The 22,477-nt window shown below is 53.6% G+C and carries 17 protein-coding genes and 1 pseudogene; 5 read left to right on the top strand and 13 right to left on the bottom strand.

Annotated elements, in window-relative coordinates; translation table 11 throughout:
- The 3 genes and pseudogenes from B0G52_RS19420 to B0G52_RS19410 form a co-directional block, all read right to left on the bottom strand.
- Positions 1 to 1,032, bottom strand: a pseudogene (locus B0G52_RS19420) (hypothetical protein); the annotation flags it as partial.
- Between the two features lie 136 nt (positions 1,033 to 1,168).
- The gene (locus B0G52_RS19415; protein ID WP_094047026.1) at positions 1,169 to 2,041 is read right to left on the bottom strand and encodes a response regulator; all 873 of its coding nucleotides are present in this window, start codon (positions 2,039 to 2,041) and stop codon (positions 1,169 to 1,171) included.
- 15 nt (positions 2,042 to 2,056) lie between these two features.
- A complete protein-coding gene (locus B0G52_RS19410; RefSeq protein ID WP_369827089.1) occupies positions 2,057 to 4,387 on the bottom strand; it encodes an ATP-binding protein in 2,331 nt (776 codons plus the stop codon).
- 309 nt (positions 4,388 to 4,696) lie between these two features.
- On the opposite strand from B0G52_RS19410, the gene B0G52_RS19405 reads away from it, so the two are divergent.
- Both B0G52_RS19405 and B0G52_RS19400 read left to right on the top strand, forming a co-directional pair.
- Positions 4,697 to 5,590, top strand: a complete 894-nt coding sequence (locus tag B0G52_RS19405) for a helix-turn-helix transcriptional regulator (protein ID WP_094047024.1) — start codon at positions 4,697 to 4,699, stop codon at positions 5,588 to 5,590.
- A 103-nt stretch (positions 5,591 to 5,693) separates the two neighbouring features.
- Positions 5,694 to 6,527 carry a phytanoyl-CoA dioxygenase family protein gene (locus B0G52_RS19400; RefSeq protein WP_094047023.1) on the top strand — a complete coding sequence of 278 codons (834 nt, stop codon included), beginning with the start codon at positions 5,694 to 5,696 and terminating at the stop codon, positions 6,525 to 6,527.
- 83 nt (positions 6,528 to 6,610) lie between these two features.
- Here the strand turns inward: B0G52_RS19400 and B0G52_RS19395 are convergent, their stop codons facing one another.
- The 4 genes from B0G52_RS19395 to B0G52_RS19380 form a co-directional block, all read right to left on the bottom strand.
- Complete coding sequence (locus tag B0G52_RS19395) at positions 6,611 to 6,907, bottom strand: hypothetical protein (RefSeq protein WP_094047022.1); 297 nt, start codon at positions 6,905 to 6,907, stop codon at positions 6,611 to 6,613.
- A 184-nt stretch (positions 6,908 to 7,091) separates the two neighbouring features.
- The gene (locus B0G52_RS19390) at positions 7,092 to 7,325 is read right to left on the bottom strand and encodes a hypothetical protein (protein ID WP_233162823.1); all 234 of its coding nucleotides are present in this window, start codon (positions 7,323 to 7,325) and stop codon (positions 7,092 to 7,094) included.
- A 70-nt stretch (positions 7,326 to 7,395) separates the two neighbouring features.
- Positions 7,396 to 8,361, bottom strand: a complete 966-nt coding sequence (locus B0G52_RS19385; RefSeq protein ID WP_094047021.1) for a permease prefix domain 1-containing protein — start codon at positions 8,359 to 8,361, stop codon at positions 7,396 to 7,398.
- A 6-nt stretch (positions 8,362 to 8,367) separates the two neighbouring features.
- On the bottom strand, positions 8,368 to 8,694 hold the full coding sequence (locus tag B0G52_RS19380) for a PadR family transcriptional regulator (protein WP_094047048.1): 327 nt from the start codon (positions 8,692 to 8,694) through the stop codon (positions 8,368 to 8,370).
- 302 nt (positions 8,695 to 8,996) lie between these two features.
- On the opposite strand from B0G52_RS19380, the gene B0G52_RS19375 reads away from it, so the two are divergent.
- Entirely contained in the window at positions 8,997 to 10,439 is a 1,443-nt protein-coding gene (locus B0G52_RS19375; protein WP_094047020.1) for a hypothetical protein, read from the top strand.
- On the opposite strand, the gene B0G52_RS19370 is transcribed toward B0G52_RS19375, so the two are convergent.
- From B0G52_RS19370 to B0G52_RS19360, 3 genes are all read right to left on the bottom strand, one after another.
- Entirely contained in the window at positions 10,406 to 11,551 is a 1,146-nt protein-coding gene (locus B0G52_RS19370) for a response regulator (protein WP_094047019.1), read from the bottom strand. The genes B0G52_RS19375 and B0G52_RS19370 overlap by 34 nt on opposite strands.
- A 7-nt stretch (positions 11,552 to 11,558) precedes the next feature.
- Positions 11,559 to 14,657 (bottom strand): ATP-binding protein, encoded by a 3,099-nt coding sequence (locus B0G52_RS19365; protein WP_158223786.1) that lies wholly within the window; start codon positions 14,655 to 14,657, stop codon positions 11,559 to 11,561.
- A 146-nt stretch (positions 14,658 to 14,803) separates the two neighbouring features.
- Positions 14,804 to 15,292, bottom strand: coding sequence for a VOC family protein (locus B0G52_RS19360; RefSeq protein WP_094047017.1), 489 nt, complete (start codon positions 15,290 to 15,292; stop codon positions 14,804 to 14,806).
- Positions 15,293 to 15,394: 102 nt separating this feature from the next.
- Here B0G52_RS19360 and B0G52_RS19355 point away from each other — a divergent pair, with 102 nt between their 5' ends.
- Entirely contained in the window at positions 15,395 to 16,393 is a 999-nt protein-coding gene (locus B0G52_RS19355; RefSeq protein ID WP_233162821.1) for a helix-turn-helix transcriptional regulator, read from the top strand.
- A gap of 31 nt (positions 16,394 to 16,424) precedes the next feature.
- On the opposite strand, the gene B0G52_RS19350 is transcribed toward B0G52_RS19355, so the two are convergent.
- Together B0G52_RS19350 and B0G52_RS35325 are read right to left on the bottom strand one after the other, a co-directional pair.
- The gene (locus B0G52_RS19350; protein WP_094047016.1) at positions 16,425 to 16,847 is read right to left on the bottom strand and encodes a VOC family protein; all 423 of its coding nucleotides are present in this window, start codon (positions 16,845 to 16,847) and stop codon (positions 16,425 to 16,427) included.
- A 332-nt stretch (positions 16,848 to 17,179) separates the two neighbouring features.
- Positions 17,180 to 17,356, bottom strand: coding sequence for an aspartyl-phosphate phosphatase Spo0E family protein (locus B0G52_RS35325; protein WP_143762600.1), 177 nt, complete (start codon positions 17,354 to 17,356; stop codon positions 17,180 to 17,182).
- A 262-nt stretch (positions 17,357 to 17,618) separates the two neighbouring features.
- On the opposite strand from B0G52_RS35325, the gene B0G52_RS19335 reads away from it, so the two are divergent.
- Positions 17,619 to 18,050 carry a hypothetical protein gene (locus B0G52_RS19335; protein ID WP_233162819.1) on the top strand — a complete coding sequence of 144 codons (432 nt, stop codon included), beginning with the start codon at positions 17,619 to 17,621 and terminating at the stop codon, positions 18,048 to 18,050.
- Positions 18,051 to 18,111: 61 nt separating this feature from the next.
- On the opposite strand, the gene B0G52_RS19330 is transcribed toward B0G52_RS19335, so the two are convergent.
- On the bottom strand, positions 18,112 to 22,404 hold the full coding sequence (locus B0G52_RS19330) for an S-layer homology domain-containing protein (RefSeq protein WP_158223785.1): 4,293 nt from the start codon (positions 22,402 to 22,404) through the stop codon (positions 18,112 to 18,114).
- Between the last annotated feature and the right edge of the window lie 73 nt (positions 22,405 to 22,477).

Below are 22,477 nucleotides of genomic sequence, written 5' to 3'. Positions count from 1 at the left end.
CTCTGGCCATAAAATATCCTCCCCCGAATTGATTCTGAGGAGGATTATCTCATGGTTGCTGCAAAGAACGAAGGTGGGTAGGGTTTGACGCTTACGAATCTTCTGCTCGTCAATGGAGGAATCGCCGCCTGAGTGTCCGGTCTGGATCATCGCGCTGTTATTCCATGTGGTGAGATAGAAGTTGTGGGTGGCAACAGCGGCGTTGCCGCTTGCATCGCCATACCGGAACCAGATGTCCCCGGAAGCATATTGATAGAAGTTATGAGAGCCCGGTACTATAAGAACACTGCCTACATCCCCCAAGGAATAAGGAAAATTCGTCAACAACCCTTTCTTGTAGACGACGACAAAGTTCCCCCCGTAATCGTTGCCGTTCCACGGATGGGCTTGCAGATTCAAATCCGTCTGGAACTTCATGAAGTTAGGATGCCCGGGAGGAGCGAGATTCGCAACGGTGTCATGCCCCAGCAGCATACCGCCTCCGTAATCTATAAAGCTGCGGGCAGCCGCGTATCCTTCATCGGATAAATCCAAATAATTATTTGAATCCCATGCCCCGAAATAGACCACGTCATAGCTGTAGGTTCCATCTTCATTTTGCAAATATACGTCCGGAGCGTTGTTGAAGTCTGTAAGAGAAACCTTGTCCACCGTCATCGTGTGCTGCACGCCATCGATGATCGGACTGCCCATTGTGTAGGTTTCGCCTTCGACTGTCGTTTCCATCCACTCTTTGAGTTTGTCGGAACCGGTAACATCCGGAAACACATTCAGCACTTTGACATCCGATTTTGCCGGAATGGTCTGGTACTCGTCTGTCCCGTCGTCATCCTTCTGGTAAATCATAAAATGCGAGGACGGCATCGTTGACGTCCACGACAATTCGACATAGTTCTTCTCGTTATTCGCCGTTGCTGTCAAGACAGGCTTGTTGACAGGCTCCGCCAACGCCGCCGTCGGCAACAGCGTCAACAGCATTGCGAATGACAGCAGCAGTGCCGATAAGCGTCTTCCTTTTTTCAACGTTGTCATAATTCCAACCTCTCTCAATTGCAGATTATGTCCAATATACTAAGAACCGCTTACAATCCACTTACACAAAAAGACGGAAAACGACAACGATCGTCGTCTTCCGTCATACTCCAGACCCTTATTCTCCGCTCCTCTCTTATCTGTTAAGCACCTCTGTAATCCTCTCCTGTCTGCAAATATAATCTTCGCGCAGCAGCTCCGACCACGGCCAGTCCTCTCCCTCCAAATACTCGCCTCTGTAACGGCTTAGCGCTTGTTTGGCCGCTCTGACCGAGCCCGTCCGGTTGAAAATTTCGTATTCGGCCTCGAACGCTCGAACATCCCAGTCGACGTCTATCGTTCTCAGAGAATAGCGATCATCGGAATATTGAATCTCAAGCTGCGAGCATCCCGCTTCTCTCAACCCTTTTCTTAAAGCATGCACACAGATTTGAAGATAGGCCAGTGCCCGCTCCGGCAAATAATCCGGCCACAGCTCGTCGCAGAGCTTGTACTTGGTCAGCCATTTGCCTTCATGCTGCAGAAGAAACGCCAGAAGCTCCTTGGATTTGGAACGGCCCCACTTCAGCACACGGCTCCCGACGATGACCTCGAAGGCTCCGAAGCACCTGATGCTGCAGTGGGCCTCCTGGATTGTCTTCCTGCCGGCGTTCCTGGCCAGCAGCTTGTCCAACGCTTTATTGAGCCTCTCCGGACGAATCGGCTTCAGCATATAGTCTATCGCGTTAACGTCAAATGCCTGAGCCGCATAATGATTGTAGGCCGTGGCAAAAACCACCTCAAGCTCCGGAATCGAAGCGGCAAGCTTCTCCGCCAGCTCTATCCCGCTGATTCCGGGCATCTCGATATCCAAAAACGCGCAATCCGGCCTGACGGAAGGCATCTCCTTTAACGCTTCCATCGGGTCTGTATAGGCGCCGACGATGTGGGCCTGCTCGTTTTCCTCCAGCATCGTTTTCAGCTTCTCCAGTATAATCGGTTCGTCATCCACCAATACGATTCTCAGCATGCTTGTCTTGTCACCTCACCTCATCTGATCGGGAATGACCATGGTTACGATTGTCCCCCGACCTTCTGCGCTCTGAATGTTCAATCCGTGCCCGTAATTGAGTATCATTCTGCGCTGAATATTGCTCAGTCCGACTCCGGATTTTACCCCCTTCTCCTCCAGCAGCCCGTCCAATTTCTGCGCGGGGATGCCCACGCCATCATCTTCGACGGTAATTACCGTATGACCGCCGTCCCGCTTAATACTCAGTCTTACCGTACCGCCTTCCGGCTTTTTGGACACTCCGTGGCGTATGGCGTTTTCGACCAGAGGCTGGATGAAAAGAATGGGAACCGCAATCCCAACGCTCTCATCTATCTCGTATTTGACCTGCAGTTTTCCTCTGAAGCGTTCTTTCTCGATCGATATATACGCCCGAACCGTATCCAGCTCGTTGGACAACGGCACTACGCCGTTATAGTTCTCAAAGTTGAAGCTGCCTCTTAAATAATCGGACAAGTCGTACAGCAGCTCCTCGGCGCGCTGCGGCTCCTTCGTGCTGAGTGCTGCGATCACGCTCAAGGAGTTATACAGAAAATGAGGCTTGATCTGCGCCTGCAAGAAGGAAAGCTCCGCTTCCATCCGGGTGCTCACCAGATCCTTTAATTGCACAAGCGTCTTCACCCGCGCCTTGAGCTCCAACGCCTCAAAGGGCTTCGGCAAATAATCGTTGGCTCCCGCCTCAAAGCCGGCTTCCAAATACTCCGGCCGCGCCTTGGCCGTCAGCAGGAGCACCGGCATATCCAACGGCATAAACCGCTGCCGGATTTTTTTCAGCGCCTCGTAGCCTGAGAGCTTGGGCATCACCATGTCCATAATGACAAGATTATATTCGCTGTGTCTGTCAAGTTCCAGCAGAACCTCCGCTCCGTTGGTCACTCCTTTGACGTAATAGCCCTCGTGATCCAAAATATTAAACAGCGCCGTCAGACTGGCCGGATCGTCGTCTGCAACGAGAATGGAGTATTTTCTCGCGCTCTTGCTTCGATTGGTTTCCCATAGGGGAGCCCTGGCACTTTCCCTGGCAATAGTTACGGCTTTTCTTAAAGGAATATCCTTTCTTGGCTCCGCGCTTAAGGGCAGCGTGAAGGTAAAGCGGCTGCCTCTGCCTTCTTCGGATACGGCCCGAATCTCCCCGCCGTGGCGCTCAATCAAACTTTTAGTAATATAAAGTCCCAGCCCAGTGCCTCTCGTATCTCCATTTTCCGTATTCTCGCGATAAAACGGCTTAAAAATATCGTTCAGATTGTCCGAGGAAATTCCACAACCCGTATCCTCCACCCAGATTTCCGCCTGTTTCTGACGGACAACCGCGCCAACTTCGATTGTTCCTTGCTGCGTAAATTTGAGCGCATTGCCGATCAGGTTGTAAAAGATTTGGTATAAGCGTTCTTCATCCGCGTAGAGGGGCGGCACCTCTGCCGGAATGCTGTTGATAAACTCAATTTCCTTACTCCCTTTAAGCCTGCTGATCATATACAGCGTTCCATCGGCGATCGACCGAAGGTCCACCATTCGCTTGTTCAACCTGAGTTCCCCGTTTTTAATACTGGACGTATCCGAAATATCGTTGATTAGGCTGTACATCCTGCGCGCCGTCGAAGCCACCACCTGAAGATTCTGCCGCTGCGCCAGCGTCAGCCCGCCCCTGTCGCTCTCCAGGACCGAATTCGTAATATTAATGATCCCGTTCAACGGCGTATGCAGTTCATGAGAAGTATTGGCCAGAAATTCGTCCTTAAGCTTGTCCAACGCCCGAAGCTCTCTGTAGACTTGCCCGCTCTGCAAGTTTGCATAAGCGATCAAGAGCGCGAAAGACAGACAAAGCCACGTCAGGCTGGCGCCGAAAAATAAACTTTGCACAGCGCCTCCGAGAACGGGAAGCAGCGCAACGCAAAGCGATACCCAAAATTCATGCCTGAGGATCTGTTTGCGCTTGACGATCATAAGCACGATATTATAGATCAAATAGATATAACACATGGCAAGCATCAGCCAGAAGTACGGCCCCCGATGATAGACGTTGTTGCCATCTATACCGAACAGAAACTCCCCGTCCCCGAATAGACTTGCGACGGAAAAGACGGCATTAAGCGCCACCGGCAGAGCAACGAGGAGATTGAGCACTATGTTTTTCTTCGGCCGGTTTCTCTGAATAATCGCATACAAATAGACGACCCACAGCGCCTCCGGCAGCGGATTGAGCACATACATGATAAAAACAACCGCAGGCAGCAGCAACCGCGCTTCGGGCGTATCCACACCGGTGAAGATGTTAAGCAGCATTTCCGTCAACAGCAAAAGCATATTGGATACGATGAGTCCCCAAAAAATCTTCCGTGAAGTGGTCTTGTGGACATCGCGCGCCATCATATGAAAAGATATAATCAGCAAAATAGCTATTCCAGTGATGGAGGTCTGCACGTAATAAACCAGAGGCATACGATTCCTCTCTCTTTTCCGCAATTTTTCTAGCGCTCGACTGACGATACTGTAACATTGGAAGAAGGACGAGCACAATATGGAGATGCATCGAAGTTTGCCGGAGAGCACAGGAAAGTTAAGGAACCCTTATGAACTCGCCTCTTAAATAACGAAGGCAAGGAGACGATCGGGATGACCGCGCATAAAACTCCGCCTCCCGCTTCGCGGAACCGCTACAGAGGTTCTTCGGAGCTGCGGGAGGAGCTTCCTTTTCAACACGACTTCGACAACCTCTCGTACATCGGTATCCAGATGCTGAGCGCCTGGCAGGTGGAAAGGCATATGCACGAGCATTTCGAGCTGTGCTACGTAGACGAAGGACAGGGCTGGTTCTCGATCGACGGGGATATGTATCGCGTGCGCGAAGGGGATTTGTTTCTGACGAAGCCGGGAGAGGGCCATCAGGGCGCGTCCTTGGGAGAAGCTTACCGCCTGTACTACACCGGCTTCCGGCTGACGAATCGGCAGAAGCTTGAAGCGGATTTTTACCGGCTTGGGCGAGCCCGCACGGTGAGGGATACGAGCGGCGATGTGAAGCGGCTGTTCGATGCCGTCTTCGCCGAGATCGAGAACCCCGGCCCGCATTCGGCTCTGATGGCGGAAAGCCTGTTCCAGCAATTGCTCGTTCGCGTCATCCGGCTTTATCGCGAGGCGGCCCTGCCGGACGGAGCTCCGGAGGACGGTCCGCTCGCTCCGGCGATGAAGGAGTTGCTCCACTATCTTCACGAGCATGCGAGCATCGGCATCAACGCCTTGGATTTGGCGAAGAGACAGCATCTCAGCCGGACGCATCTGGAGCGGGAGTTCAAGCGCTCGTTCGGCATTCCGCTCGGGAAGTACATCCGCATGCTGTGCACCGATCGGGCCAAATATTGGCTGGCGGAAACCGGCGAGACGATCACGTCGATCGCGGAGCGATTAGGCTTCTCGTCGCTCCATGCCTTCAGCGTGTTCTTCAAGCGTCAGACGGGAATTTCGCCTTACGCCTATCGGCATCCTCTATCGTCGAATGACGAAAAACGTTAACTTCCGGTTGAAGCCGGACAAAGCCGAACGCCGAATACTCGCTTATGATGAAGGCAACGCATGAGGAAATCGTGCGGCCATCAGCGAAGCGGGAGGAACGGAAATGTCGGATCGGAACAACTTGCTGCCAACGGAGGCAGACATCGCTTTTTTCAAACAGAATGGGTACTGGGTAGCGCCGCAGCTCATCGACGAGGCTCGATTGGAACGACTGCGCGAGCATATGGAACGAGTATACGAGGGGCAATTCGAGACGGGGCGAGCACCGTTCGACGGGTATTGGACGCCCGAGAAGGGCAATGGGCTGCGCAAAACCGACAATTCCCACTGGGCCGATGCAGAGCTCCGCTCGCTGGCCACCGATCCCGTCATCGGCGAGATCGCTTGCCGTCTGATGGGAGCCAGCTCCATTCGCCTGTGGCACGATCAGTTGCTGTTCAAGCCGGGCAATCCCGATCGAAGATCAGGCGGCAACGTCGGCTGGCACCAGGACTACGCCTACTGGCAGTGCGCGGCTGAGCCGACGCTCGTCACCGCCTGGGTCGCCTTCGACGACGTCAATCTGGACAACGGCTGCATGCAGGTCGTTCCCCGAAGCCACCAATGGGGGCTGCTCAACGTGAACGATTTCTTCGAGCAGGATATGGAGAAGCAGCGGCAGGGCATGAACCTCCCCGAGGACGCTTCGTTCGAGCCCGTACCGATGGTCATGAAGGCCGGCCAAGTGAGCTTCCATCACGCCCTCGCCATCCACGGCAGCGGTCCGAATACGACCTCGCGGCCGCGCCGTTCGCTGGCCGTCCATCTGATGACGGGAGATACCCGCTACAAAGCCGGCACGCGCGGCGACGGCCACATGAACGTGGGCCTGCTGGGCGGCGGCGACGGCGATCTGTTCGCGGGAGAGGCTTTCCCCGAGCTGTTCCGAGCGGACTAAGCGGCTTAACGTCAAAAACACCTTATTCCGGCGTCTTGGCGGCGGAATAAGGTGTTTTTGTGCTTGCTGCAGCAAGCACAAGCTTATTTTCCAGCTTTATCGTTGTATTCCTTGGTCGCCGTGTCCAGCATGGACTTCCAATTCGCAAAATCCGTCTCCCTGGCGATATGGCGATCCAACAGCTCCTCAAGGATATTGTCTATATCCTCCCAAGTCTTAGCTTGGAAATTGCCCTTCTCCATAAGCTCGTCAAAACTCGCAGAGCTGGAATGCCTGCTTACGAACGCTTCATTGAACAGCTTGCCCAACGAGATATGGTTCGGATCTTCCTGAATGGTCTTCTGGCCTTGCAAATCCTTCAACAGTTCATCGAACGACATTGGCTTTTGCTTTCTCAAATCCCCACTCCTTGAATGTAGTATCACTCTTTAATTCTGCACGAAGATATTTATTTTACAAGCTTTTTATTATTCGTTACTGGTCTACTTCGACTGTCGAAGCGGCCCAGAATCCGAAAAAAGGAGACCGTATATCGTTAGCGACCTACGTTTGTGTCCAAAAACACTATATGTCCTGTCCATGTTCGAATTCCTTAACCTTGTTGCGAAGATAATCAAGTCCGGCTTCTTTGCCGTATATGCGTTGATTTTCACGATCTTCGCGACTTTGCTCAACTTGCCTTATGAGATCGGCATCCTCCGCAAGCGCATCTTGTTCGGGAATTTGATCGATCAGTTGCTTCAATTCTTCCCGGTTTACACTCATCATGTTCACCGCCTCGTCATTCGGAATCGCCAACGCTTTAATCCCATTATACCACAAACCCTGAGTATCTCAGACAAACGAGCCGGTTCAGGCAGTTCACTAATCAAGAAACATTTTTGCGTTTCACAATATGAAAGACGTTGGACATGCCTGTCAGAACGCCGGCAATGGGAAAGATGACCCAATTGATGTCCCAGCGATGATAGACGAAGCCTGTGAACAGGAACAGGGCTGTCGCCAGAGGCCACACCACCGCGTTCACCGCTGCTGCGATCCGCTCCTCTTCCTTCTTCTCCGGAGTCAGGTCCGGCTCTTTCAGCAGCTTCGTATACGCTCCCTGGATGTTTCCGTAATAGATGAACAGAAACACCGCCGCTGCCGCGCTTACCAGAAAGGCCGAGACTCCGTAAGGAACGAGGTCGTCATTGACATAGATCGTGGCGAAGATGAAAATCGGCGACAGCACGCACAGACAGACGCCCGTGATCAGCGCCAGACGGAAAGTCCGGGCATAATGGAATTGACCGCGCTGGAAAGTCGTCTTGAGAGCATAGGGCAGACGGAAGACTTGCTCCAGGTTCTTGAAGCGGCCAAGCTTCATTCCGCTGTGAATGAACATTCCGACCGCCGCAGCGAACAACGTGAACATACCGATCAACCCCAGCATCGTACCCGATCCGTTATCCGAAAATAGAGAATGGTTTTCGAATATCGTATCCAGAACGAGAAACAGCGCTACCCCGCAAGCGGCTAGAAGAATGCCGAGACCGGTCCATAATCCGGAGCTGCGCTTGGCAGCCATATAGAGGTAAGCCTCTTCCTCCGACAGCACGGGCACAGCCTGCTTCGTTCCGGCCGGTCCGATGCCAAGCTCGGCCGTCAGCTCCTCGATATTGCCGAATTCGGAAATCACGATGCCGATCGCCTCGTTCTCCGACTTCCCCTCCCGCTTCAGCTCCAAATATTTCTCTTCCATCCCGGACAGAAGCTCCCGCTTCAATCGCTCCAGCTCCGGGTTCCTCGGCAGACCGGCAAACATATTGTCCAAATATACGCTGATCGTCTCCATGCTCCGTTACCACTCCCTAATAAATTGATTAACAACCTGCTGCGTGACTTTCCATTCCTCGCATTTCTCCTTGTAATAGGCAAGACCCAGCGGGGTAATCCGGTAATACGTGCGCCGCTTGCCGAAGCTCTCGTCCCGATAGAACGATTCAATGTATCCGTTCTTCTCCAGCCGGGTGAAAGCCGAATACAATGTCGTCTCCTTCATGACATACTTCTCTTGCGTCAACTGCCTGATATTCTTGGAGATCTCGTATCCGTAGGACTCTCCATCCAGCAGCATGTAGAGAATCATCGTATCGTTGTAGCCCCGAATCACATCACTGCTGATCACAACCGGCATCCCCTCTTGATTACTTCATCTGTCGTAGTAATCATAGTATAACACAATTACTACGACAGATGAAGTAGTTGATCTGAATTAGGCGAATCAGCCGATTTCCTCTGAATGCAAAAAAGACGCGGATATCTCCCGCGCCTTGGCTCCCATTTGTTATCTTTAATTGCGGTGTTCGACCGCAACACGCGTCCAATTCAAAACGATCGTATCGACGCAGCATTTCTTTTTACTCTCAAATTATGATTTAATAAACAGATAGATTAAGGAAAATAAAGGATACAAGAGGCGCGCAATTCATGAAATCATCTAAACTTCCGATTGTCTTCGGCATCGTCGTCATCGCCGCCGTGCTGCTCATGCTGCCCAAATATGCCTTCAACGATCCGGATACGTTCTGGCATATCGAATTGGGAAGCTACATGCTCGAGCACAAGCAGGTGCTCCATCATGCTATCCACACGTTCTATGAAGACAAGCTGCCTTACATTCCTCACGAGTTCGGCTTCCAGATCATATTGGCCTTGTTCTATCAAGCGTTCGGTTGGCCTGGCGCTTATTTGCTGACCGCGCTCAGTCTGCTGCCGCTCATCCCTGGCCTTCTTCGCCTTGCCCGCGTGTCGCGCAAGGAGCTGGGCATGGAGGAAGATCATCCGCTGTTGCTCTTGATCGCGCTGCTGGCAGCCGTCTGGATTTATTACGGTTATTTCAAAATCAGGCCGCAGATGATCTCAGCCGGGCTGATCGTCTGGTTTGTCGTGTATTTGCGTGAATTCCAACTGAGAGCGGGTTGGAAGCCTGCCGCCGCCCTGATCGGACTGTCGCTGCTCGTTGCGAATGTGCATACGGGGGTCTGGCTTGTCGTTGCCGCATTCACGGGCATGGCGCTATTGGAATCGCTGCTAAACAGGGAGTTGAATAAGCCGCGGATCTGTGCTTTTCTGGGCGTCTGGCTCGTCGGGCTGTTGAATCCGGGCGGCTTGCAAAGCCTGTTCTTCATTCTGACCGTGACGAAGAACGATTTCAATATGCTCATCAACGAATGGCACCCGATTGCGTTCAACAAGCTGGATAACTTGCCGATTATGCTGCTGCTCCTGTTTTTCGTATTGACGCTGCCTTACGCGGTGCGAGGCAAGCCGTTCCGATTCTTCCTGGCTGCGGGCATCTTGTACTTGGGCGTCGCGAATTTCAAACAGAACCTGTTCATGTGGCTGCTCATCCCTTATTTCGCCGCAGCCGCCCTGGACGCTGTGCCGCGGTTGCGGGAATGGCGTCCGCAACTGCGCATGTCTGCCGTCCTGATCTGCCTGATGGCCGGGCTGGCCGTCAACAGCGCTATCGTATTCATTAAGACGCCGCCGGTGAACGCGAAGGATTATCCGGTCGACGAGATGAGCTATATTATGGCGCGCACCCCGGAAGGTCATCGGCCGAAGGTGCTGTCCACCTACGGCACTTCCGGTTACGTCATGTTCAGGGGCGGCGATATTTTGACCGACGGCAGACAGGACCCCTTTATTACCGCCGACTCCAAAGGAACGCTCGGCTGGACCGCGTTCGAGCGATCGATGCACGGCTTCTCGGTCTACTTGCCGGAAATCGTCTCCTATGACAAGCCGGACTACGTCATCGTCCGCCGCGATACGTCCTGGAAGCTGTATGACGGCTGGGTCGAGGCGTTCGGGGAGCCTTCCTTCAAAGGAACTTACGGCAGCGTGTTCGTCATGACCAACGCCTGAAACAAAGCCGAGATCTCCTCGCTCGGCTTCGCTCCCAATTCTGTCTTCAGCAGCTCGGCGTATTCCCCGAAATAAGCTTCCGCCCGCTTGCGGCCGCCTGTTCGATAATGGAGCCTGAGCGCCGTCGCGCGCAGGAAATCGTCATAAGGATCATGGCCGACCAGCATGTCCGCAAGCTGCAGCGTCCGGCGAGGCTCCGTCTCCGCACACTCGAAGTACGAGAGCAGCCGCCTTCCCAGGCGCAAGTAATATTGACGGTACTGCGTTCGGTATGCCTCGCACCATTGGCCGTCGAACTCCTGCAGCAGCGGCTGGTTGCAGTCGGACAGCTGCTGCTCGCACCGTTCGCAATTATTGGCATCGACCTCGGCGGAATCGACTACGAATCGCTCCAGCCGGTGCGCGTCCACCTTCAGTTCATCGTCCGCCAGGCTCAGGCGATACCCGTTTTTGACCGACGACAGCGCCATGCCCGCTTGGCGGTCCCTTAACGTCTTATTGATTCTGCTTACCGTGCTGCGCAAGTTGATGTCCGCCTTCTCCGCATTTTTGTCCGCCCAGAGCGCCTCGAACAGCTCCCATTTGGTTACTTCCTTCTCTCTCGGCTGCAACAGCATATAAGCGAACAGCTCTGCGCACTTGGACGTCACCCAGCGGACCGGCTCGGGGCTGTCCCCGATATGAACGGACAGCTTGCCGAACAAGGATACCGTCACTTGCCTTTTGCCGCCGATGCCGGCGGCCGCCCCATGAAGGTGACGTCTCTTCGCCACCCGCTCCAACGAGCGCTGCAAATCTTCCTCCATGACCGGTTTGAGCAAATAATCGAGCGCATTGACCCGGAAAGCGTCGATGGCGTATTGATTATGGGCGGTAATGAAGACGATCTCCACATTGAGCTTGGCCGCATACACCCGCTCCGCGATCTCCAGCCCGCTCAGCTCCGGCATCTCGATATCGAGGAAGAGCACGTCGGGCTGCAGCGCCTCGGCCATCCCGAGCGCTTCGTAAGGATTCGTGCATCGGCCCGCCACTTCAATTCCCGCATGGTCGAGCAGTCTCTCGATATGCTCGACGTTCAGTTGTTCGTCGTCTACGACGATCGCTCTCATTTCCTTGTCACCCGCTTGTTCGGTCAGGCTCCGCGCGGGAAGGAATCCACATCGATACCGTCGTTCCTTCCCCTTGAACGCTCTCGATTCGCAAGCCTTGACTGTATTCGTTCATGAGTCGTCTATGCACGTTAATCAATCCGATGCCGCCGCCCGATCGCTCCGGCGACAGGAGCAATGCCGCCTGTCCGGCGTCCATTCCGATGCCGTCGTCCCGGATTTCGATCCGCAGACCCTGCGGATGCGAATGCGCATGGATGACGACGGTGCCTCCCGTTATCCGCTTCATCAAGCCATGACGGATCGCATTTTCCACAAGCGGCTGAACGATCAATGCGGGAATAGATGTCTCCAGCCCCGCGTCGACGACCATTTCCGTTTTCAACCGTTCGCCGAAGCGCGCTTTCTCCAGCTCGATATACGACTTCACGAGGGACAGCTCGCGGCCCAGACTGACTTTGGCATAACGAGGCTCCAGATCGAAGCCGAGCCGCAAGTAGTTGCTGAACTCGCCCAGCAGCTTGCCGGCTCGCGCGCCGTCGCTGTAGCACAGGGACATGATGCCGCTTAAAGCGTTATAGATGAAGTGCGGCTTGATCTGCGATTGCAGGAACAGCGTCTCCATCCGAACCGCCTGCTCGACCGCCTCTCTAAGCTGAAGCAGCGTATTGACCCGAGCCATCAGTTCCTTGCCGTCGAAAGGCTTGGCGAGAAAATCGTTGGCTCCGGCTTCGAGGCCCGCGGCGATATCGGCCGACGAGCTGCGGACAGTCAGGAGCAGAACGGGCAGCTTGTAGATCGGGTACTCCATCCGGATGCGTTGACACACTTCGTACCCCGACAATCCGGGCATCATCACGTCAAGCAGCACGAGGGACAAATCCCGATGTTCCTCGATCCGCTTTAACGCCTCCTCGCCGTTGGAGGCGACGATCAGCCGGTAGCGGCTGGACGAGAACAACTCCCGCAGCACCTTGATGTTGGACGCTTCGTCGTCGACAAGCAAAATCCGAATCGTATCTTCCTGCTCGGAGGCAAGGTCCTGCTGCGACTCCGCCGCATTCAGCTCCCGCGGCGAGGACGTCTGAGGCTCGGCATCGGCGCGGTGCCGCCCCGGCGCCTTCCCGGCCTCCGGAAGCGTAAGTCTGAACACGGTGCCTCGGCCCGGCTCGGACCATTCCAATGCAAGATCGCCGCCCATCTGCGAGGCGATTATTTTCGATATTTTCAGCCCGAGTCCGGAGGAAGTATAAGCCGAAGCAGTTGGTGTGCTCCCGCCCCCGAAGGCTTCTCCCGTGAACAACTGCCTCCGATGCTCCTCGCTTATGCCCGTTCCGGTATCGGCAAAAGTAAGATGCAGCAGACCGTCTTGCGAGCTTGCGGCGACCTCCACGTGTCCTTGCTCCGTAAATTTAAGCGCGTTGCCGACAAGGTTGACGACGATCTGCTTAAATCGGTTCTCGTCCGTCAGCAGGAAATGCTCTCCCGGCAGCACGCGGTTGACCAGCCGAACCTGATCGCTTCTGCGCATAGGGCTCAGCGCTTCGAGCGTCGCCTGCAGCGTGCCGTTCACATCGAACGTCGTATTGTGGAACGCCAGACTGCCGCGCTGCAGGCTCTGGAAGTCGATAATGTCGTTCACCAAGGTGGACAGCCGGGTCGCCTGCGCGATAATGTAAGTCATGTTCTCGGTCTGCTTCTTCGTGACCTCGCCGCCGCTCTGATCGAGCACTACCTGAGCCAGATTGATGATGCCGTGAAGCGGCGTCTTGAACTCGTGCGACGTATGGATAAGGAACTCGTCCTTCAGCTTGTCGGTTTCGATCAGCTTGCTGCTCATCTCTTCCAGTTCGTCATACGCTTGCTTGTATTGATCGGCGAACATTCCCGCGGTTCCCAGCAGAAAGAAAAACTGGGCGAGAACCGGCACAATGTTCGTATTGATGAAGGAGTACAAATACAAGGTCATCATGCTCAGCTGCAGGAACAGCAGTATAATGCCGGCAAATAGCTGCCAAGCCGTCTTGCGGCTCAGCCTGCCGTGCCGCTTCCTCGCAATCGCCCTCAAAATGAAAAATCCGAGGGACAGCAATATGAGCAAATACACCCACACCAAAATCGCTTCCACGCGGCCATAGTATTCCGTCGGGACAAGCAGGCCAAGCGTGAGCAGCGCGATCATGCCGGTAACGAGAGCTTTATTGAACAAGGCCGGAATGAGGGTTCTCTCCATCGCCCGGATGAACAGGCACAAACACGCGATGCCGCCGCTCATGACAAAAAATTTGACCTTCAGCACCGACATATATGGAAATATCGGGAACAGCTGCATGAAGATCCGCTCGCCGCTGGACGCCACGACAAAAGTATAGCCGAAGCAAAAAGCGGTAATGTAGAGAAATCTTCTGTCCTTCGGTCGTCTGAAGCAAAGCGCTAAATAATAGATCGCGGACAACAGCAGGAAGGAGATGCCGATCGTATCGAGCAAATTCGTCTTGAACGCTTGGGCGGTAATGCTTTGCTGCGTGCCCAGATAGATGCTCTGGATAATGCCGCCGTAATAATAGTCCAGATTCGCCGCCTGCACCGTAATGACGACCCGGTCCCCGTCCGGCGCGAAATACGCCGTATACGGAACGTTGCGGCTTTCATACCCGTCAGCGACGCTTTCGGCAGGATTCCCGCTGTTTCCGACCCATTTTCCGTTTACGTAGATTTTGCTGGCATTGCGGATATAGGTCGTTTTGATGCCATACAAAGAGACGCCCGAATCGACTTTAACCTCAAGCCGATACGTTCCGAAGCCTTTGTCCTTCATGAAGGAGGACGTTTCCTTGTTGCTCCAGCCATTGGGAACCTCGATATACCGCTCAGGGTGCACGGCATTCCCTTCTATTTCCTGCGGCGTCAGCAAGAGATTCGGATAGAACCTCCAATCGCCGTCCAGCTTCACGTTGCCTTGCTTGTCGAAATCCCAACCGGACAGATCGACAAACCCTTTCTCGGCCGCAGGCGCATTGCCATTGTCGTCGCTGCCGAAGCCAAACCAGCCGATGAGCGCCATAGCAAACGCAATCAATAACGCGCCAAGCGCTTTCCTCACCATTCGTATACGCATCCCAGCATCCTCTGCACACGGTTTCATCCTACGGAACGCCATTCGACAGGATTATAACATATTCGAGCCTGCCATTCGTATCGGAAACCGTTGCATGACCAAAAGAGGATGTCCCATAAGTAAAAAGGGCTTACTTAATGCTTGCTTCCATTTTCCTGCGTCGCTAGATTCGAAATGATTTGATCCAGGAACTTATCCGCGTCGCTGTTGAATTTCCAGCAAACACCGAATCTATCAACCAGCATCCCAAAGCACGAAGACCACGGCACAGCGGATAACGGCATAATAACATGACCGCCAACAGACAAATGATTAAAGTATTGTTCCAATTTGAACTTGTCGTCGATGACCAGACTGATCAGTACGTTATTTCCTGTCAACAGCTCTCCGGTTACCCCTTTCATTGAAGGCAACAGATCCGACATCATGATTTTCCCGCCCGCGAATTCCAGCGAGGACTCCATGATCATGTTTAATTCATTTTCAGGCAGCGGATAGTTCGGATCTTGCGGAAAATCCTTGAATTTAACTTTTTTCACTTCAGTCGCCTGCAGAGCCTCCGAGTAAAATTCAATCGCTTGCTCTGCAATTCCATCAAAGTTTAAGTATGCAATAGCTGACATAGGGCAATGCCTCCTTCTTGAGATACCTGTAGTATAATGGATGAAAGGTGACAGCTGTATGTCGCTATTCTTGGATGAAGCAAAGAAAAAAGAGGGAGATAGATGGACAAAGTTGAGAGACTGATTTCAATAATCATGATCTTGCTGAAAAAAGACGTCGTCTCGGCCAAGGAATTCTCGCAATTATTTAACGTTTCCAAAAGGACGATTCTTCGCGATATGGAAACGCTGAGTTTGTCGAACATCCCGATCTATTCTATTCATGGAGTTAACGGCGGCTACGGTATTATGGAGGAATACAAGGTCGATAAACGTCTGCTAAGCAACTCGGACTTGGAGAATATCTGGACTGCGCTCGGAGGATTGGAACAAATTCTGATCAGCGAAGAAGTTGAGATGACGATGAAAAAAATAGAAGCGATGGTTAGCCCATTGCCTCTGAATCGCTCCATTCAACTGTCATTCTATGATTGGGAGGGTCGGTCTGAGATTGTTCGAACCTTGCAGACATGCCAACAATCCATATTAAAGAGAAGGCTGGTTTCATTCGATTATATCGATAAAAATGGCGCTGCGACGAAGAGAATTGTCGAGCCGTATCAGCTTCATTTTAGCGAAACGAGCTGGTATCTGAAGGGCTTCTGTTTGCATCGCTTGGAGTACAGAACATTTAAACTGTCCCGGATTGATCATCTGAATATGGACGAACAGACGTTTAACCCTCGAGAATATTTAGCAGAGCATGAACGCGAGATGGGTTATCAACCGGAACTGGTCGCTATCAAGGCATTGATCGCGCCTAGCGTCAAAGATCAATTCATTGAGAGGTATGGCCGAAAAAGCCTCTCAAGCTATAATTCGGATTATTTATTAGCCGACACGATTGAGATACACTTCCTGGAATGCGCGAAATTCCGCCGAATAACGCCGGATTTGCGAAATCCGCTGCACCGCTGGCTGCTTTTTCTTGATGAACGCACGCCTCAACAACAGATTAAGGAGTTGATCTCGATGGACGCTTCCATCAAATCCGTGGGTATCGATATCGACAAAATCGAGAAAGCGACCGGGCTGACGGAGGCGCAGTTTAAGGCGGATTGAGCTTGGCAATTATCCTTGCCAAGTCCGCTCTTTACTCCGCAAAATCCCACTCCGGATTCCACACGACTTCCCAGAGATGGCCATCCGGATCTTGAAAATGGCCCGAATATCCTCCCCAGAAGGTGTCGTGCGCAGGGTCGGTAATGACGGCTCCCGCGCTGCGAGCCTGCTCCATGATCTCGTCCACCTCTTCTTTGCTGCCTACATTGTGGCCGATCGTCATTTCGGCAGAACTCGGAGTCGTCAGGGGAACCTTGGCTTCGTGGGAGAGATCGCGACGATTCCAGATGGCCAGCTTCAGACCCGATTGCAAGTCGAAGAAAGCCACCGCTCCATGCTCGAACTCCTTGCCCACTATCCCTTGCGTAGGCAGCCCTAATCCGTCGCGATAGAAGGCCAGCGACCTTTCCAAATCGTCAACGCCCAATGTGAGAACCGTAATACGCGGCTTCATGATAGAGGCTCCTCTCTCGATTTATTTTCTTTACAAATTTGATATAATACGAGTGTACAACAAACTTGGGTGGGAAAGTATTACCTCCAGAGCGGAGGTGATACTCATGCAATTTTCGTTAACTGAAGTGATTATGCTCGGCATGTTCTTGCTGACGTTGCTCACATTCACGAATAAACGAAAATAACCCGCCCAGGTTGGCCGCCTGCGGGTTATTTTCTGGCTTTGGCTGGAGGTTCCCCACCCAAAATGTTGTACAGGGAGTCGGATGGCGGTCCGGCTCCTTCTTTCTATTCTAATCATATCATGGCAGTTGCATGCACGCAATTTGATTACTTGCTCTCCGCCGATTTCTTGAGATAAAACCGGATGACCAACTCGTCCACCTTCCGGCTCTGAGCTTGAACCTCTTCGTTCACTCCTAAGGGAATTCCCTGCTCAAGCGACTTCAGGCCAAGTTCGTTCAGCTTCGTCTTCTCTTCCTCGTATTCTCGCATCAGATCTTTCATCAGTTGGCCCACTTCCCTTCCTGAGCTCCTCCTGACTGTACCTGGTGCATGTCGTTTATGTCTTATTAATTTAACACAATTTTACTTTTTAGTATAATAGGACACGGTAGAAGGCGACTCGCCTACATTTAACTCTCAGAATGAGCTCGATATGCGAATTCTCCGTTTCCTGCTTAGAAATCTTCAAAAATCTGGCATAGTCGCTCTTTAAAACATCCGAACCGGGTTGAATTCGGTTGACAGTTGGAGTAGATCACGTAACATGGACCGTTCACGGTTGCTGGGGTTAGCCGGCTTTCTTGCCTTTAGCCTGTTCTGGCTGGCTTCAATCGCATTTAGCTTCATCGAAGCTTTTGTATTGCCTTTGCTCACAACCGAGGCTCCGAAATTTGTGAAAGGGTTCTTGGGAATTTTCGGCGGAACGGACGGCGAGGTTGATCTTGGAGTGCTCCCGGCTTTAGCGCCGATTGCGGGAGTGCTCTATTTGCTAGGCGGGTTGTTGCTTGGCATCGCTACGTTTCGTGCCGGCGTTCTCCCGCGCTTGGGGGCTGCCCTCCTTGCCTTCGGCGCAGCGGTGACCCTAGCGGGCGGAATCATCCCCCATCCTCTCGACCGAATCTTGGCCGTACCCATGGGACTTGCGTTTATCTGGTTGGGCTATGCGCTTTGGTCGACATCTCTCTCAAGGAAATAAGGTTATCCCGCACGTCGATAACACATGCGGGATAACCTCAGTTAGAGAATATGAGTTTAGGTTAATCACTTACTTTTTCCAGAAATCCGATATCCTCCATCAACCGCTTCAGCATGACTGCAGCTTGCGCGCGTGTGGCCGATGCCGCCGGAGCCAACCGATCCGGCGTCATTCCCTGAATGATGCCGGCGGCGACGGCTTCCGCTACCGCAGCCCGGGCCCACGGCGAAACCTCCGCGGCGTCGCTGAATCCGCTCGGCAAGTTCGCCGTCTGACCGGCGCCCGCGGCCCGCTCAGTCGCCAAGGCGCGTGCATTCGCCAGCATCACGGCCATCTGCTCCCGCGTAATCCGTTCTTCAGGAGCAAATCGCGTCCCGCCTATTCCGCTCACCAGTCCGCTTCTTAAGCCCGCTTCCACCGCGGCTGCATACCACGCGCTTGCCGCAACATCCTCGAACGCATTTCCGGCAGCATCGGCTTCCGTGCGAATGCCGAGCGCCCGCACCAGCAATGCCGTGAACTCCGCGCGGGTAATGGCACGATCCGGCGCATAAGCCGTGTTCGACACGCCGTTGACAATCCGCTTCGTCGCCATCTGTTCAACCGAAGGTTTCGCCCAGTGTCCTTGCATATCGGCAAACGAAATCAGAGGCGATTCCATCACGGCATAGATGCTGTTGTGCGGCATCCGCATCACCGACTCCGAGCCGCCGTCGTCGCGATTTGCGGTGACTGCCGGAACGAACGCAAACGATTGAGCGGACGGATCGTACAATACCGCCGTATAATTTCGCTGCGCCGCCCCTGCATCCAGCACGATGGACTTCATCATGTACGATCCGCCAAAGTCGCTGACCTCCACCGTCCGCCCGCCGCCCGTTACGAGCAGTCTGAACTCGATCGCTTCGCTGAGCAAGGTCATGCTTTGCTTCCGGGCAGCTGCGGCCAGCTCTTCCCGCTCCGCCCCCGTCAAGGTCCTGATAAGGATATTTACCTTCATCTCCCTCACGTCGACACCCAGCTTGGCAGCCAATTGCTTGAGATCCAGCACGTTCACTTCCAATTGAAAGCTGGAGCCGTTCAACCGCGCTTCGAATGCAACATCGGAACGAATCGACATGGCCTCATCTAACAAGTCGGCAGGCAATTGCAAATTCATGTCCGGCTTACGATCATGGATTACGACCCGCACCAACGGACGCTCCACGCTTTCCAGCAATTTCGGAAGCTTATCCGCCACATCTTGGGGCAATACCACCTGATCAACGGTACGGCCATCCTCCCGCTTCACTTCCTTGACATCCCTCGGAGCAACCTTGATGACGATGATTCCTTTATCAATGAAGATCTCCGTCTTCGGTTCCGTGTCCTTCTCGGGCTCCGCCTGATCAACCGGGCTTGGTCCGGATGGCGTCGTCGGGATGCGAATGTTCGTTATTTCTATCGTCTCCACGGCTTCATTGCCTGCCACATCCCGCGCGTATACGGTGTAAGTGCCATTGGCGCTCACATCGAAGCTTCCGGCGAAGATGGTCCCTTCGCCTGCGAAATAAGATGCCAGCCTCGCGCCTCCCGCCCACTTCAAGCTGTCCATTCCGCTGCCTGTTTCATATACGGCGGCTGTTACCGTTACATTTCCATAAGTTGGACTTGTCGGGCTGGCCGTCAAGCTAATTACCGGTGCGGTAAGGTCGATACCGCCTGACGGCGGCGTCGAATCCGTTACGGTTACCGGCAGCATCAGAGTCGTTCCCGAGCCGAACGTGAACGTCAGGTTCACCGTCCCGGTGGGCTGAGCGGCAAGAAACTCCTTCTTGATGGTGACCGTACTGCCCGTTACCGAATAATCCGTGTCACGCACAAGAGTGGCTGCATCGCTGGCAATGCTCGCGAGCGGGTAACCGTACAGCGTTAACGTTGTCGTAATATCCGCATGCGCCGCCGCTTCGGCGTATTTGTCGAAGCTCGCAGCGGCAGGGCTGATCGTGTTCTCCGGCAGCAGGTTGAATGTATAGGCGCTTGCGATTCCGGCCGTCACCCCATCGCCCTGCGCCTCGAGAGCCAGCGCATAGAGCACATGCCGACCGTAGGTGGCCGAGGACACCGTCGCCACCCAGTCCTCGCCGAATGCATCCGCCCGATTCCATTGTCCGAGCGTACCGTCCAGTTGATAGTACACGTCCAGCACCTTCGTCGGATTCGGGTGATACGCATTCGTAAGACGGAAAGTAAACGCCGCATTCGTTCCGCTTGCCATATGGCCCGGCAACGGCACAATGTCAACCTGCAAAGGATTCGGTACACGACCGGCGCCATCAATAATGCTCACCGTGTCGTCAAACTGGTTCGGGACATAGATGCGGTTCGTCCCCGCATTCACTGCGATGTCTCCGGGCGCACTCCCCACATCTATCGTCTCTGTCGTATTGCTGTTGCCGTCAATAACGGTAACGTTGTTGCTGAAAGCGTTGATGACATAGATTTTATTCGTGGCCGGATTTATTGCAATCCTTCGAGGGCCATTTCCCGCTGCCAGAGTGGTTGTCGAGTTGTCTGCGCCGTCGATGACGGTCACCGTATCGCTGCTTTCTGCCGAAACATAGATTTTGTTCGTAACGGAATTTACTGCAAGATGTCCCGCATTGTCCCCCACTGCGACCGAATCTGTCGTAAGATCCGCACCGTCAATAACAGTCACCGAGCCGCTGTTCCAATTCGCGACATAGATTTTGTTCGTAACGGAATTGATCGCAATCTCGTAAGGAGCGTCCCCCGCCGCTACCGTCCTGGTTGTGTTGTCCGCACCGTCGATGACAGTGACAGTATTGCTGCTGGAATTGGCGACATAAATCTTGTTCGTGATTGGATTCACTGCGACGAAAAACGGGGTGTCGCCCGTTGCGACATTCTCGACTTCGTTGGTTGCGCCGTCTATGACGCTCACCGAACCGCTGCTTAGATTCGCGACATAAATTTTATTCGTAATCGGATTCACCGCAACAGAATAGGAAGCATCGCCCACATCTATAATCTCCGTCGAATGGTCCACACCGTCTATAACGGTAACCGTTTGATCGTAATAATTGGCGACATAGATTTTGTTCGTCACTTCATTCACCGCAAGAGCATAAGAACTGCCTGCCGCCACCGTCTCGATCAGATTGCCCGCGCCATCCAGGACAGACACCGTACTGGCGAAAAAATTGGTGACGTAGATTCTGTTCGTCAACGTATTCACCGCGATCACGGTTGGACGGTCTCCCCTCGATACCGTCTCCGTCAGGTTATCTGCTCCATCTATGACGGTCACCGAATCGTCGTTCCGATTCGCTGCATAGATTGTATTCGTCACTGCATTCACCACAACGACGAAGGGACCGTCTCCCGTTGCGATCGTCCTCGGCGTGTTGCTCGCTCCGTCTACGACGGTAATATCGCTGCCAAGGGAATTGGCGACGTAGATCTTATTCGTGACAGAATTCACCGTGACGAACTGGGGACCGTTTCCTGCCGCTACCCGCTCCGTAGAGTTGTCTGTGCCGTCTATGACGGTCACTGAATTGTCGCCTTGATTCGCCGCATAGATTTTATTCGTCACCGGGTTTACCGCGATGTGGACAGGCGAGTCTTCCACCGCTACCGGCGGCTCCGTCGAGTTGTCTGCGCCGTTTATCACGGTCACCGAATTGTCGCCTTGATTCGTGACGTAAATCTTATTCGTAATCGGATTTACCGCGACCGCATTGGGCAAGCTTCCCACCGTTACCGTCTGCGTCGAATGGTCCGCTCCGTCTATGACGATGACGTTATGGCTCGCCGTATTCACGACGTAAATCTTGTTGGTCACGGCATTGACTGAGATTCGATAGGGCTCGTCCCCCGCTGCCACCGTCTCCGTCGTATGATCGACGCCATCTATGACGGTGACATCGTCACCGGCCCTATTGGCGACGTAGATTTTGTTCGTCGCCGCATTCACCGCGATGTCCGTCGGGCCATCCCCCGCGTCGATGATCTCCGTCACGTTGCTGCCGGCGCCGTCAATGACGCTGACTTTGTCGTGATCCGGATGAGCGACATAGATTCTGTTCGTCACCGCATTCACCGCGATCGCGGTTGGATGGCTTAATGTGGCAACGGTCGTCCTTGCATTCGTGGCACCATCAATAACGGTGACGGAACTGTCTTGTTCGTTCGCGATATAGATTCGATTCGTGATCGGATTCACTGCCGCGCTGAATGGACCATTCCCTGCCGCTATCGTCCCCAGCGGCGTATCCGCCGAAGCCGATGGCGGCGCTGACAACCATGAACCGCTCAGCATCGTCAGAACGATCATCATCCGCAGCAGCATGGCAGATCTATTCCTTTTCTTTCTTATACTTGACGACTGGTTCCTTGGCATCTTGCGTTCTCTCCCTTGTACT

The sequence above is a fragment of the Cohnella sp. SGD-V74 genome (genome assembly GCF_003001675.1).
Taxonomy (GTDB): domain Bacteria; phylum Bacillota; class Bacilli; order Paenibacillales; family Paenibacillaceae; genus Cohnella.
The sequence above is the reverse complement of the archived record's forward strand: the minus strand, read 5'-3'. Positions and strand labels throughout refer to the sequence as shown.

What these genes read in the sequence shown, in the direction of transcription:
- B0G52_RS19415 (WP_094047026.1), bottom strand. Translation starts at nt 2,041, where the DNA reads ATGCTGAGAATCGTATTGGTGGATGACGAACCGATTATACTGGAGAAG.
- B0G52_RS19410 (WP_369827089.1), bottom strand. Translation starts at nt 4,387, where the DNA reads ATGCTTTTGCTGTTGACGGAAATGCTGCTTAACATCTTCACCGGTGTG.
- B0G52_RS19405 (WP_094047024.1), top strand. Translation starts at nt 4,697, where the DNA reads ATGACCGCGCATAAAACTCCGCCTCCCGCTTCGCGGAACCGCTACAGA.
- B0G52_RS19400 (WP_094047023.1), top strand. Translation starts at nt 5,694, where the DNA reads ATGTCGGATCGGAACAACTTGCTGCCAACGGAGGCAGACATCGCTTTT.
- B0G52_RS19395 (WP_094047022.1), bottom strand. Translation starts at nt 6,907, where the DNA reads ATGTCGTTCGATGAACTGTTGAAGGATTTGCAAGGCCAGAAGACCATT.
- B0G52_RS19385 (WP_094047021.1), bottom strand. Translation starts at nt 8,361, where the DNA reads ATGGAGACGATCAGCGTATATTTGGACAATATGTTTGCCGGTCTGCCG.
- B0G52_RS19375 (WP_094047020.1), top strand. Translation starts at nt 8,997, where the DNA reads ATGAAATCATCTAAACTTCCGATTGTCTTCGGCATCGTCGTCATCGCC.
- B0G52_RS19370 (WP_094047019.1), bottom strand. Translation starts at nt 11,551, where the DNA reads ATGAGAGCGATCGTCGTAGACGACGAACAACTGAACGTCGAGCATATC.
- B0G52_RS19365 (WP_158223786.1), bottom strand. Translation starts at nt 14,657, where the DNA reads ATGGTGAGGAAAGCGCTTGGCGCGTTATTGATTGCGTTTGCTATGGCG.
- B0G52_RS19360 (WP_094047017.1), bottom strand. Translation starts at nt 15,292, where the DNA reads ATGTCAGCTATTGCATACTTAAACTTTGATGGAATTGCAGAGCAAGCG.
- B0G52_RS19355 (WP_233162821.1), top strand. Translation starts at nt 15,395, where the DNA reads ATGGACAAAGTTGAGAGACTGATTTCAATAATCATGATCTTGCTGAAA.
- B0G52_RS19350 (WP_094047016.1), bottom strand. Translation starts at nt 16,847, where the DNA reads ATGAAGCCGCGTATTACGGTTCTCACATTGGGCGTTGACGATTTGGAA.
- B0G52_RS35325 (WP_143762600.1), bottom strand. Translation starts at nt 17,356, where the DNA reads ATGAAAGATCTGATGCGAGAATACGAGGAAGAGAAGACGAAGCTGAAC.
- B0G52_RS19335 (WP_233162819.1), top strand. Translation starts at nt 17,619, where the DNA reads ATGGACCGTTCACGGTTGCTGGGGTTAGCCGGCTTTCTTGCCTTTAGC.
- B0G52_RS19330 (WP_158223785.1), bottom strand. Translation starts at nt 22,404, where the DNA reads ATGCTGCTGCGGATGATGATCGTTCTGACGATGCTGAGCGGTTCATGG.